The organism is Streptomyces sp. NPDC005485 (genome assembly GCF_040606085.1).
In the GTDB taxonomy this organism is placed as follows: domain Bacteria; phylum Actinomycetota; class Actinomycetes; order Streptomycetales; family Streptomycetaceae; genus Streptomyces.
This window is the reverse complement of the sequence record NZ_JBEXDZ010000104.1, coordinates 21,541-33,609: the sequence shown is the minus strand read 5'-3', so window position 1 is coordinate 33,609 and position 12,069 is coordinate 21,541. Positions and strand designations below refer to the sequence as shown.

The window sequence follows — 12,069 nt, the reverse complement described above, 5'->3', positions numbered from 1 at the left end:
CGCCAAGTAGGGGGCGAGCAGGGAGAGGTCGGGCTCGTCCTCTGCGAGAGAGAGGAGTTCGAGCAGGCGGGGTGTGGCCGGCGCGTCCGCGTCGGCCCGGGGGTGGGCGGCTGTGTCGGCCGCGGTGGGTTCCTGCCGCAACGCCACCGGCGCCGCTTCCCGGGCCCCTGCTGTCGCCACGTGTTCAGCGTGGACCTCGCCGAGGTGCCGGGAGGGGCCGTCGGTCGGGGTGAAGCCGTCGACCGGGACCAGGTAGGGAGCCACCGGCCGCGCCGTGAACTCCATTGCGCCAGAGGCGGACTTGTACAGGTCGAGGTGGTGGAACCAGGAGGCGTCGTCACGATGCGGGTGGTCGAGGCGGTCGTGGTAGAGGCCCCAGCGGGACTCGGTGCGGGCCAGCGATGCGCGCGCTGCCATCTCCGCGCAGTCGCGGATGAAGGTGACCTCGGCGCAGCGCATGAGTTCGTGCGGGGTGCGGGCGCCCATCGCGGCGATGTCGTCGCGCATCCGCTCGAAGGCCTCCAGAGCGAGGGAGAGACGGGCGCCGGACTTCGGCGGGGCGACGTAGTCGTTGACGAAGCGGCGCAGTTTGTACTCGACCTGGGGCTGCGGCGGGCCGTCCGGGTTTCCCAGCGGGCGGTAGATCAGTTCGTGCGCCTCGCGCAGCTGATCGGCGGGCAACTCCCCTTCGTACGCGGAGTACTGGGCCGCGTCCGCCCCCGCCAGGTCCCCGAACACGAACGCGCCGATCATGTAGTTGTGCGGCACACAGGCCAGGTCACCGGCGGCGTACAGTCGCGGCACGGTCGTACGGGCGCGGTCGTCGACCCGTACGCCCGAGGCCGAATGGCCGCCGCACAGGCCGATCTCGGAGATGTGCATCTCGATGTCGTGGGTGCGGTAGTCGTGACCGCGGCCGGAGTGGAAGGTGCCGCGCGTCGGGCGCTCGGTGGAGTGCAGGATCGACTCCAGCGCGGAGACCGACTCCTCGGGGAGGTGGCTGAGCTTCAGGTACACCGGGCCGCGGTCGCTCGCCACCTCCGCCGCGAACTCGGCCATCATCTGGCCGGACCAGTAGTCGGAGTCGACGAAGCGTTCGCCGTGCCGGTTGACCTGGTAGCCGCCGAAGGGGTTGGCGACGTAGGCGCAGGCAGGGCCGTTGTAGTCCTTGATCAGCGGGTTGATCTGGAAGCACTCGATGCCGGTGAGTTCGGCGCCCGCGTGGTAGGCCATGGCGTAGCCGTCACCCGCGTTGGTCGGGTTCTCGTATGTGCCGTACAGATAGCCGGAGGCGGGCAGGCCCAGGCGGCCGCATGCACCGGTCGCCAGGATCACCGCACCCGCGCGGACCGTGACGAAGCCGCCCGTACGGGTGTTGAAGCCGACCGCTCCCACGGCCCGCCCCTCGGCCGTGAGCACGCGCACCGGCATCACCCGGTTCTCGATGCGGATCCGCTCCCGCATCTCGCGCCGCCGCAGCCGCCGGTACAGGACCTTCTTGACGTCCTTGCCCTCCGGCATGGGCAGCACGTAGGAGCCGGAGCGGTGGACCTGGCGGACCGCGTAGTCGCCGTGTTCGTCCTTCTCGAACTTCACGCCGTACGACTCCAGGCGCTGCACCATGGCGAAGCCGCGGGTGGCGGTCTGGCGGACGGTGGACTGGTCGACGATGCCGTCGTTGGCGCGGGTGATCTCGGCGACGTAGTCGTCGGGTTCGGCGCGGCCGGGGATGACGGCGTTGTTGACGCCGTCCATGCCCATGGCGAGTGCGCCGGAGTGGCGGACGTGGGCCTTCTCCAGCAGCAGGACGTGCGCGCCCTGCTCGGCGGCGGTCAGGGCGGCCATGGTGCCGGCGGTGCCGCCGCCGATGACGAGGACGTCGCAGCTGATCTCCTCGGCGTCGGCGAGGGCCGGGATCTGCAGGGGGGTGTCCACCAGTGTGCCTTTCAAGAACCGAGTGACGTGAGGACGTCGCGTCGCAGCGCGATGCGCGCCGGATCGTCATGGGCGGCGCGCTCGCGCGGGCGTGGCACCTCTCGTACGGCAGTGAGACGGCCGGAACCGAGCAGGGCCACGCGGTCGCCGAGGAAGAGGGCCTCTTCCACGTCGTGGGTGACGAAGACGACGGTCGCTCCCGTACCGTGCAGCACCTCCACCAGCAGGTCCTGCATGCCGGCACGGGTCTGGGCGTCGAGGGCGCCGAAGGGTTCGTCCATGAGGACGGCGTGTGGGCGTGCGGCAAGGGCGCGTGCCAGCTGGGCGCGCTGACGTTGCCCACCGGACACGCGGTGCGGCAACTGCCGGGCCTGCTCGGCCAGGCCGACCCGGGCCAGCCACGCGTCCGCCTGTGTGCGGCGTTCCGCTCGCGACAACCCGCGTATGGCCAGCGGGAGTTCCACGTTGGCGCGCAGGGTGCGCCAGGGGAGGAGAGCGTCCTCCTGGAAGATCAGGGCGCGTTCCGCGGTGGGGCCGGCCAGGGGGTGCCCGTCCTGGCTGATCTCTCCGGCGAGCGGGGGCAGCAGGCCCGCCAGGGTGCGCAGCAGGGTCGACTTGCCGCAGCCGGAGGGACCGACGACGGTGAGGATCTCGCCCGGTGCGATGTCCAGGTCGACGCCGTCCAGGACGGGGGCATCGTGGCGGCCGAGTGCGGTGGCGCGAAGGGTGAGCCGGGTGCCGCGTACGGGGGACGGCGCCTTGTCCAGCGTACCGAGGTCGGGCTTGGTGTCAGACGAGGTGCTCATCGCGTGCCTCCTCGGCGTCGGAGGGCTGGTCGGTGCGTGCGGCGGTGGGGGCCGGCCGGGCGTGCGTGCGCGGTGACGCCGGCCGGGCTCCGGGGACGTACGACGTCCGCGGCAGCCACCGGGTCAGGCGTCGGCCCAGGAGTTCCACCGCGGTGGAGGTGAGCCAGCCGAGGATGCCGATGGTGACCATGCCGACGAAGACGCCGGGATAGTAGACGATCGTGTAGTCCTGCCAGGTGCGGTAGCCGACGCCGTACTGGCCGGAGATCATCTCGGCGGAGATCACACAGATCCACGAGACACCGATCCCGACCGACAGACCGCTGAAGATGCCCGGCAGTGCGCCCGGCAGGACGACCGAGCCGAGAATCCGCCACCGGCCGCCGCCCATCGTGAGCACGGCCTCCTCCCACACGGGGGTCAGCGCGCGGACGGCGTGCCGGGTGGAGACCAGGACCGGGAAGAAGGCGGCGGTGAAGGTGATGAAGACGATGCCCTGTTCGTTGGAAGGGAACAGGAGGATCGCGACGGGGACCAGGGCGATCGCCGGGATTGGGCGGACCACTTCCAGCAGCGGACCCAGCAGGTCCTCGGCGAGACGGGAGCGGGCCACGAGCACGCCCACCGCCACGCCCAGCACCGCGGCCAGCAGAAAGCCGGTGAGGATGCGCGTGAGGCTGTCGGTGAGGTCGGTCCAGTAGTCGGCCCCGGCGAGGCGGTCGGCGAAGGCGTGGGCGACGTCGGTGACCGTGGGGAACTGCGAGAAGCGCAGCCACAGGTCGATGTCCAGGCTGGTCAGGATCTGCCAGAGGCCGAGGGCGGCCGCGACGGCGGCCACCCGCAGCGCGTACCGGCCGATCGGCGGGAGTGGCCGTCGATAGCGGCTCGCTCGCGGTGCGGGCCGGCTCATGCGGCACGCTCCAGGGCTTTGGCATAGGTGATGACGCGGGCGCCGCCGTGCGCGGAGACGTACGCCTGCGCAGTCGCCGGGGCGACGAACGGCAGGAGCGTTTCGCCGTCGGCCACCCACACCGCCTTGTCGGCGAACCACAGAGTGCCGGTGGTGGCGTCGGGTACGTAGGCGGCGCGGATGCCGTCGCGGTGGGCGGCCACATAACTCAGGAGCTCAGCCGGGGACTTGAATGCCTTGGTCTTCGCGGCGCCCTTCGGCCATACCTCGCCCGCGGCCGTCGGGGGAGTGGCGGCGAGCTGCTTCGCGTACGACGCCCCGAGGGCCTTCTTCACGTACTGGTCGTCGACGAAGGAGTCCACGTCCACATCGCCGGTCAGCTTCGCCTCCTTCAGGACCGACACGTCCTGCTTGAGCGCGGAGACGAGCTGCGGCTTGACGGCCGGGTCGAAGGTGGAGATGCCGTGGGCGCCGTTGTAGAGGTACACGACCTCGGCGGGCAGGCCGGTGGCCTTCGCGACCTTCTCGGCGGCGCTCACGGGACGGGTGTTGAGATAGTCGGTGGCCTGTGCCTGGGCCTTCAGGAAGGTCTCCAGCACGGCGGGCCTCTTCTTCGCGAAGTCCTCGAGGGCGGTGACACCGTGAAAGGTGGGCAGGTTCAGTTCGGCGCCGTCGTACAGAGCCTTCGCCTTGCCCTGGTAGGCGAGCAGACCTGGCCAGGCGACGAACTGCGAGAGCGCGTCCGTGCTGCCCGCGGCCAGTGCCGACGCGCCGACGGCGGGCTGCTGGTTGAGCTTCTCGATGCCGTCGTTCGGGTCGATGCCGGCGTGCTGCAGGGCCCGTACGAGTGTGCCGTCGGCGGCGGAGCCGACGCTCGTCGACACCTTCTTGCCCTTCAGGTCCTTCAGGGAGGTGAGCGTGGAGCCGGGCGCGGTGACGATGGTGTTGAGGCCGCCACGGAGGTTGTAGCCGGTGACGGAGACCAGGTGGGTGGGGCGGTTCAGCTGCTTGCCCCTGGTCGCGTTGATGAGCAGCGGGAAGTCGCCCATCGAGCCGATGTCGATCTTCCCGGCGGTCATCTGGGCGGTGATGGGGGCGCCGGTGGCGTAGTCCTGCCAGTCGACTTTGTACGTGTGGCCGTCGTGCAGGGCGTTGAGGTCCTTCTCGAAGTAGCCGAGGGAGCGCAGAAGGGTGCCCGCGGTGACCGTGTTGATGGTCTTGGACTGGTAGCCGACGGTGATGGTGACGTTCTTGCCGTCACCCGCCTCGGCGCTGCCGCCACAGGCGGTCAGCGACAGCAGGAGAAGGGCAGCCGGTACGGCAAGTGCGGTGTGTTTCACGGGAGTTCGGTACCTCTCACCGGAGCAGATAGGGCATGTTGACTGTCACGGCTCCGGTGGGACAGCGGGCCGCGCACGGGCCGCAGTACCAGCACTCGTCGACGTGCATGTACGCCTTGCCGCTGCTGTTGTCGATGGCGAGGGAGTCCAGCGGGCACATGTCCACGCAGAGCGTGCAGCCGTCGATGCACTTGGACTCGTCGATGGTCACGGGCACGTCGGCCCGCTGGGGTGCCAAGGGCATAGCTGTCTCCAGGAATGTGCGCGAGCGGGGTGTTTACAGGGACCGGTGCAGCAGACCGCTCATCGCGATGCGGTCGCCGCGGAAGCGGATGAACTCCAGGTCGACGGGCCGGCCGTCGGCGAGGTAGGTGAGTCGTTCCAGCATCAGGACGGCCGCGCCGTGCGGTGCCTGCAGTACGGCGGCGGAGTGGGCGTCCGCGTTCACTGCCTCCAGGCTGATCTCGGCGTGGCCGAGAGGCTGGCCCGTGAGGGACTCCAGGAGCCGGAAGATGTCGGTGTTCTCCAGGTCCTCCCCGAGCAGGGCGGTGCCGATGTCGAGGGGGATGTACGTCAGGTCGAGGGACAGGGGCAGGCCGTTCAGCCGGCGCAGACGTTCGATGTAGAGGACGTCGGTACCGGGTGGGAGGTGCAGGCGGTCGGCCACCGGGGACGGGGCGGGGACGGCGCCCACGGTGCGCACCTCGTTGCTGACATGGCCGTGTTCGCGCAGGGTTTCCGCGAGGCCCATCAGGCGGTCGAGTCCGTGCGGGTACTTCTCGGCCACGACGACCGTGCCGACGCCGGGCAGGCGTTCGACCAGGCCCTCGGCACGCAGGAGGTCGAGGGCCTGGCGAACGGTGTTGCGGGACGCGCTGTAGTCCGTGGCGAGGATCGTCTCGTGAGGAAGCGCGCCGTCCGGGAACCCCCCGGCCAGGAGTTGGTGGCGGAGCAGGTCGGCGAGCTGGCGTGCCCGGTCCGCACGCAGCCTCCGCCGCGCACGGTGGGCTGCGACGGTGGTCGCGCCCTGGCCGGCGTGGTCGCGGATGCGGTCGGTGGCTGACATGTTTCGGACCATACCTATCCGGTAGGGAAAGAGGTGTTGCCGGAGTGTTGCGCCACCTGACACATGACCAGATATCCACTTGACCTGGGGTTTCGTCGGACGGGCGGGAAGATCTGCCAGCGCCGGGGTCTACGGCCCAAGGCAGCCGCCGAGGCGCTCAGCGCGAGAGTCCGCAAAGCTGACTCACCCCACGTGCCCGAGCGCGGGCAGGGCCGGCCTCCTCCGCACACGACAGCACCGGCTCCGCTGTGAGGCGATGACGCTTCTGCGGGCCGGTGCGGTGATCAGTGGGCCGAGGCCGCGCTTGCGCTCCTGTGTTGCTTCGGTGCGGGTGCGGCGTTGTGTCCTACGGGGTGGCGGGGCTGTCGAGGAGGCGATGCAGTACGGCGGCTTCGGCGCGGAGCTGCGCGGCTCGATGAGCGTGCGCGGGCGCGGTCAACTGTGCTGCGGCCTCCAGCCGTTCGGCGGCCTCGGCGCGCACGATGTCCACCACCCTGCGCTCGCTCAGCTCACGGCGCGCTGCTTCGGTGGCGCCGACACCGACCGGTGACTGCTCAAGGGCCAGGTTGTGCGGCTCGGTTTCGTCCAGGGGCACCGCCTCGGCGTTGTCCAGCGCGGCGAGCGTTGTGCGCAGAGCGCTCACCGCGGCTTTGTCACGGGCACGCATCGCTTCCGGCAGCGCTTGACGCATACGAAGACGTATTGACATGCCGGTGACCCTATGGCGGCGCCCCAGGGCCCACAACGCGATATGCGTGCAGCGCCGGGCTCCCCGTCAACCGACCACTCCTCCCACCGAGATCGCGAGGTCGGACCGGAGTGCCGGGCCGCGCTGTTCGTCGCTCCTTCGGGTCCGGAGGTGTGGTGACTGGCGCGCGGTCTGGCAAAACTTTGCCTGGGTGCGGGCTGATGGGTTGGGGGTTGGTGTGGGGGCGCTGGAGTGCGCCTGGGGTATGGCTCGGGTTTGGTGGTGTCGTTTGGCAGCTGAGGGTGTTTTGAGTTATTTGTCAAGATTGGTGTGGGCTGGTTGCTTGAGTGCGAGTGGAGTGCGCGTTGCCAACTCCCTGCCTTGGTAGGCAATCTATTGCCATCAGGTTGGCAATGGCTGGCACAGGTTCTGGGTGTGGTGGGAGGTCTTGGAGATGGGCGTGGTGACGGTATTGGGGCGGGGGACGGTGGCCGGGCGTGGCTCCGGGACGGCAACAGAGACTGCGGCAGCGGGTGCGGCGACGTCGGCTGCTGGGGTGTTCTTGAACGTGGCGGAGCGGGGCCGGATGCCGGCGGGGGTGCGGGCGTTGGTTGCTGAGGTGATGCGGCGCGAGGAGTACGAGGGGCCGCACGAGGTGGCGGAGGAGTTCGAGGAGGCTGCGGGCGCCGAGGTGTATGGCCGGTTGGGTGGGTTGGTGGGGATGCCGGCCGACGGGCTGGTGCTGGTGGCGGATGCCGATGCGGCGTTCGCCGTGCTGGTGGGCCGGTTGGGGTTGGGGCGGGGGGATCGGGTGTGGACGACCCCGTTTGAGAGTGTGGGCCGGCTGAGTGTGTTGACGGCGGCGTGTGCGCGTAGCCGGGCGCGGCTGGAGACGGTGCCGTTGCGTGCGGATGGTGACCTGGATCTGGAGTGGATGGCGGCGCGTCTTGACGAGGACGTGGCGTTGGTGTCGGTGACGCATGTCCCGATGGGTTGCGGGATCGTGCAGCCGGTCGAGGCGGTCGGGCGGCTGCTGGCGGGGCATCGGTGCCTGTACGCGGTGGACGGGGCGCAGTCGGTGGGTCAGCTGCCGGTGGACGGCCGCGCTATGGGGTGTGACGTGCTGACGGGGGACGGCTGGCGGTTCCTTCGGGGCCCGCTGGGAGTGGGCTTTGCCGCTCTGAGCCCCCGGGCCCGCGCCCTGCTCGCCACTCCCGCGCCCGCGTCTGCCATGGGTGGTTGGGCTGCCTCGACTGGGGTGAGCGGTGGCGTGGGGTCGGCGGGTGTGCTGGGGCCGGAGCCGCAGCTGGCCGCGGTGGTGGGGCTGAACGCCGCGCTCACCGACCAGGCCGGCATCGGTGCGGTCGATGGCGCTGGGCTGTGGCCGCTGCTGCGGGCGGCTGTCGGGCAGGTGCCGGGCGTGGAACTGATCGCGCCGGGCAGGGTGCAGTGCGGGATCGTCACCTTCCACCATCCGCGGCTGCCCGCCGCGCTGATCCGCCGTGAGCTGGCCGCCCGGGGGGTTGCGGTGTGGAAGACGGTCGCCCAGCAGATGCCGCTGTATCTGCCCCAGCGGGGCGTCACCACCGCGGTGCGTGCCTCGGTCGATGCCGACCACACCCCCCACGACCTCGCCCGCCTCACGCAGGCCCTCGAAGACGTCATCCGCACGGCAACCCCCCGCACCGCCGCGCCCGCCCGAACCTCCGCCCTGGCCGCGGCAGCCCCTGCCATGGCGGGCCCGGCGGGTGCGGCCAACGACCTCCCCACCGCCACCCGCCCGGCCGCCGGCCGCCGTCACCTGACCCTGCTCCCCAGCCTCACCCCCGCCTGACCACAGCCCCTGGCGGGCCCAGCGCTGTGGACGGTGACCTTCCCGCTCGCACAAGCCCGACCGCCGACCGCACCCCCTCTGCCCCTCGCCCCCGCAGGTCCTGCCCGCCTCATCGCTGGGCGAGACGGTGCGCCATCGCGGCGAGCACTACACCCTCGACGACATCGCGTTCCTGCCGCGCCCGGCTCAGCGGCCCGGCGTACCGGTGTGGGCCGCCGGATTCCCGGGTAACGTCAAGCACATCCGCCACGCCGCCCGCTTCAAAGGTCGCTTCCCGGCCAGTCTCGACCACCCGCACCAGCTCGTCGAAGCCGTTGCCGCCCTCACTGATCGCGCCACGGCGAGATGGCTGCGTACGACATCGCCGTCGCTCTGCCGCTCGGCTGCGCCCCCGAGCCGTACGCGAACGCCGGCGCAGCGTGATGGCTTCCGGAGCTTGACCCAGGTGCACGGCGACGGCGACACCGTGCGGGGCGTACTCCGCGACGGCCCAGCGGCACAGGAAGGCGATTCAATGTTCGACTACGACTCGGAGCTCGTCCACTATCACCGCAGACTGTGGAGCGCCCTCGACGTCCGACCCCACGATCGCGTCCTCGACATAGGCTGCGGCACCGGCCAGACCACCCGGGACGCGGGCCGAGCCGCGTCGCCGGGGAGCGCCCTCGGTATCGACATCTCGAGCCCGATGCTGACGCGGGCCCGCCAACAGACCGAGACCGAGGGGCTCCGCAATGTCAGTTTCGTGCAAGGCGACGCCCAGACCTACGCCTTCCCTCCGGAGCATTTCACTCTGGCCACCAGCCGGTTCGGCACGATGTTCTTCTCCGACCGGATCGCTGCGTTCGCCAACATCGGGCGGGCCCTGCACCCGGGCGCGCGCTTCGTACACCTGGTCTGGCAGTCCGGCGAGCGGCAGGAGTGGCATACCGCGATCCGGGCGGCGCTCTCCCCGGAGCGCGTGTCATCGACGCCGGCCGGAGAGAGCGACGGCCCCTTCGCACTGGCCGACCCGGACGTCGTGTCCGGCGCACTGACCGCGGCCGGCTTCACGAAAGTGGACGTCGTCGACGTACGCGAGCCCGTCTACTACGGTCCGGACGCCGAGCGTGCGTGTGCTGCCGTACTGCAGCTGTGGATGGCCAAGGAAATGATCACCGATATGGATGCCGCGTCCGCCGAGCGCGCACGCGATCGCCTTTACGCGACTCTCGATGCGCACGACACCGGCGACGGCGTGTGGTTCGACTCCCGCGCCTGGCTGGTCATCGCGCACCGGAGCTGATCGCTTGCAAGGGCACGACGCCGGACTCACCGGGCGCTGCCGCTGCCGACCGAGCGGGCATGGCGGTCGCCTCCGCCCGGGGTACGGCCAGCGAGCTGGTCCTCAGCCTGTACGGCCGTATCCCGGCTGACACGCCGAAGCTCGACGGTGCGCAAGGCGTGATCTCACCTGGTTCGGTCCTTCACCGATGAGTTTCGACGCGCCGGATGGTCAACACCGGTACACCGAGACGTACGGAGGGCCTCATGGGCAAGGGCAAGGTGCGCTGGCATCTGATGATGTCGCTGGACGGGTTCGCGGCTGGTCCGGGCCACTCGATGGACTGGATGGCCGGGGTGAAGGCCGGTCCGGGCGTCGTCCAGGAGTCGATCGCCGGTCTGGGGGCCGTGCTCGGGGGTCGTAGTGGGTACGACGCGCTCGCTGAGCGGTATCCCGGCCGGGCGAGCAAGCAGCCGTACGGCGGAGCGTGGAGTGGTCCGGTGTTCGTACTGACACATCACCCTGAGGACGCGATTCCGGATCCCGGTGTCACGTTCCTCAACTGCGATGTGGCCGAGGCGGTCGAGATCGGGTTGGCCGCGGCAGAGGGCAAGGACCTGGAACTCCACAGCCAGGACATCGCCCGGCAGTGCGTGGAGCGCGACCTGATCGACGAGTTCCGCGTACATCTGGCGCCGGTCATGCTCGGCTCCGGAGTGCGGTTGTTCGACTGCCCCGGTATTGAGCCGGTCCGGTGGGCCCGGATTCACGACGGCGACCCCGCAGAGGCCGTGGACCTGCGATACCGACGAGCTTGACAGCTTCGGGAAGGGCCATGCCCGTTGGGATGGGGCCCCGCTGGTTGGAGCCGGGGCCCGCCCGGTTGGCGTGAGGAAGCCGGGCGGGCCCCGGAGCGCGGGAGCCGAGGGTCAGGCGGCGCCGCAGGAGGTGCCGTTGAGGCTGAAACCGGCGGGCTTGGCGAAGGTGCCGCCGTAAGTGCCCTGGAAGCCGAAGGACACCTGACCGCCGGGTGCGATCTGCGCGTTGTAGGCCAGGTTGCTTGCCGTGATCGCTCCCGACGACGGAGAAACGCCGGCCCCCCAGGCGCTGGTGATCTGCTGCCCGGCAGGCAGGGCGAATCCGAGTTTCCAGGCGTCGACAGCGGAGGAGCCGGTGTTGGTGACGGTGACGTCGGCCGTGAAGCCGCCCTGCCAGACGTTCGTCCCGTAGGCCACCTTGCAGGCCGTGGAGCCGCCCGGACCGCCACCGGTGTTGATCGTGGAGGAGAACGAGGTCACGGCGAGGCCTGCGCCGTTCTGCCAGGGCTCGAAGCCAGCCTGAATGCTGGTCAGGTACCAACTGTTCTGCGCCAGCCCGCGGGAAACGGCTTGCCGGGCGAAGTCCATGACGTCGAAGTTCCAGCTGCTGATCGCCGACGGCGCGACGAAGGACAGCACGTCGTTGGTGCCGTTGTTTCCGGACCACACCTGCCACTGGCGTCCGGCCACGGTTGCGGTGCCGACCTGGGAGCCCACGGGCTGGACGGATCCGACCTTGTTGAACCAGATCATGATCTCGGTCCGGTTGACGCCGTCGGTGCGGGGTGTGGGGTCGAGCCAGATGTCGTACGCCGCGTCGTACACCGCGTTGCTGACGTAGTTGTAGGAAATGCTGGTGGGCGCGCCGGAGATGGTGCTGAGCTGGGCGGGCAGAGTGGTTCCGGGGGAGCAGTTGGTGTAGTGGCAGCCGTTGAAGATGGACGGGTACGACTTCGGGGCGCCGTTCGTCGGGACCGAGCCGTCGGCCTGGGTGACCCTGAAGCCCGAGTCGGAGGTCGTGACGCACTGAGTCTGGCTGGTGTTCCAGCGGTTGTTCTGGACGACGTAGCGTCCCTGGACCGTGGCCGATCCGAAGGTCTCACAGATGGTGGTGTCGGCCTGTGCCGCCGGCGCGGTGGTCAGCAACGCGGCCAGCGAGACGAGCGCGGTGAGCAGCGCGCCGATCAGGCCACGTGCGCTGCGGGCATGGTGCGGTGACGGTCGCATGCGGATCCTCTCCGAAGGGGTGGGGGAGTAGGAGTGGGAGCGCTCCCGTAGGCGGATCGGCGGGAGCGCTCCCATGCCTTCGGTTCGGCAGGGACTCTAGGAAGAGTGCATGTTCCTGACAAGACTGCGGGCGAGATTCAACCGAAGCATTTTCGAAGGCCCAGTTCAGGACTGGGGGACA

The 12,069-nt window shown here is 70.1% G+C and carries 11 protein-coding genes; 3 read left to right on the top strand and 8 right to left on the bottom strand.

Translation table 11 applies throughout. From position 1 onward, the window contains the following. The 7 genes from ABZS97_RS29300 to ABZS97_RS29270 all read right to left on the bottom strand — a co-directional run. On the bottom strand, nt 1-1,950 hold a 1,950-nt coding region (locus ABZS97_RS29300), incomplete at its 3' end, for a fumarate reductase/succinate dehydrogenase flavoprotein subunit (RefSeq protein ID WP_356142315.1). Beyond that, nucleotides 1,947-2,741, bottom strand: coding sequence for an ATP-binding cassette domain-containing protein (locus tag ABZS97_RS29295; protein ID WP_356142313.1), 795 nt, complete (start codon nt 2,739-2,741; stop codon nt 1,947-1,949). The genes ABZS97_RS29300 and ABZS97_RS29295, both read right to left, overlap by 4 nt. Then, nucleotides 2,725-3,651: an ABC transporter permease gene (locus ABZS97_RS29290; protein ID WP_356142311.1), complete on the bottom strand. Its 927-nt coding sequence runs from the start codon at nt 3,649-3,651 to the stop codon at nt 2,725-2,727. Before ABZS97_RS29290 ends, ABZS97_RS29295 begins: the two co-directional genes overlap by 17 nt. Then, complete coding sequence (locus ABZS97_RS29285) at nt 3,648-4,991, bottom strand: ABC transporter substrate-binding protein (RefSeq protein WP_356142309.1); 1,344 nt, start codon at nt 4,989-4,991, stop codon at nt 3,648-3,650. The genes ABZS97_RS29290 and ABZS97_RS29285 overlap by 4 nt, the downstream gene beginning before the upstream one ends. A 16-nt stretch (nt 4,992-5,007) precedes the next feature. Continuing rightward, nucleotides 5,008-5,235, bottom strand: coding sequence for a ferredoxin family protein (locus ABZS97_RS29280; RefSeq protein ID WP_355747586.1), 228 nt, complete (start codon nt 5,233-5,235; stop codon nt 5,008-5,010). A gap of 33 nt (nt 5,236-5,268) precedes the next feature. Continuing rightward, nucleotides 5,269-6,057, bottom strand: coding sequence for a GntR family transcriptional regulator (locus ABZS97_RS29275; protein WP_356142307.1), 789 nt, complete (start codon nt 6,055-6,057; stop codon nt 5,269-5,271). 346 nt (nt 6,058-6,403) lie between these two features. After that, complete coding sequence (locus ABZS97_RS29270) at nt 6,404-6,724, bottom strand: hypothetical protein (protein WP_356142319.1); 321 nt, start codon at nt 6,722-6,724, stop codon at nt 6,404-6,406. Between the two features lie 589 nt (nt 6,725-7,313). Between ABZS97_RS29270 and ABZS97_RS29265 the strand changes: the two genes are divergently transcribed. The 3 genes from ABZS97_RS29265 (at nt 7,314) to ABZS97_RS29255 (ending at nt 10,661) form a co-directional block, all read left to right on the top strand. Next, on the top strand, nt 7,314-8,579 hold the full coding sequence (locus ABZS97_RS29265) for an aminotransferase class V-fold PLP-dependent enzyme (RefSeq protein ID WP_356142317.1): 1,266 nt from the start codon (nt 7,314-7,316) through the stop codon (nt 8,577-8,579). A 127-nt stretch (nt 8,580-8,706) separates the two neighbouring features. Continuing rightward, entirely contained in the window at nt 8,707-9,864 is a 1,158-nt protein-coding gene (locus ABZS97_RS29260) for a methyltransferase domain-containing protein (protein WP_356142305.1), read from the top strand. 245 nt (nt 9,865-10,109) lie between these two features. Next, nucleotides 10,110-10,661, top strand: coding sequence for a dihydrofolate reductase family protein (locus ABZS97_RS29255; RefSeq protein ID WP_356142303.1), 552 nt, complete (start codon nt 10,110-10,112; stop codon nt 10,659-10,661). A 111-nt stretch (nt 10,662-10,772) separates the two neighbouring features. On the opposite strand, the gene ABZS97_RS29250 is transcribed toward ABZS97_RS29255, so the two are convergent. Then, the gene (locus ABZS97_RS29250; protein ID WP_356142301.1) at nt 10,773-11,888 is read right to left on the bottom strand and encodes a cellulose binding domain-containing protein; all 1,116 of its coding nucleotides are present in this window, start codon (nt 11,886-11,888) and stop codon (nt 10,773-10,775) included. Nucleotides 11,889-12,069: the final 181 nt, after the last annotated feature.

Bases quoted from the DNA above. Each gene is read 5' to 3' on its own strand.
- ABZS97_RS29255 (WP_356142303.1), top strand. From the start codon at position 10,110: ATGGGCAAGGGCAAGGTGCGCTGGCATCTGATGATGTCGCTGGACGGG.
- ABZS97_RS29275 (WP_356142307.1), bottom strand. From the start codon at position 6,057: ATGTCAGCCACCGACCGCATCCGCGACCACGCCGGCCAGGGCGCGACC.
- ABZS97_RS29250 (WP_356142301.1), bottom strand. From the start codon at position 11,888: ATGCGACCGTCACCGCACCATGCCCGCAGCGCACGTGGCCTGATCGGC.
- ABZS97_RS29295 (WP_356142313.1), bottom strand. From the start codon at position 2,741: ATGAGCACCTCGTCTGACACCAAGCCCGACCTCGGTACGCTGGACAAG.
- ABZS97_RS29290 (WP_356142311.1), bottom strand. From the start codon at position 3,651: ATGAGCCGGCCCGCACCGCGAGCGAGCCGCTATCGACGGCCACTCCCG.
- ABZS97_RS29270 (WP_356142319.1), bottom strand. From the start codon at position 6,724: ATGCGTGCCCGTGACAAAGCCGCGGTGAGCGCTCTGCGCACAACGCTC.
- ABZS97_RS29280 (WP_355747586.1), bottom strand. From the start codon at position 5,235: ATGCCCTTGGCACCCCAGCGGGCCGACGTGCCCGTGACCATCGACGAG.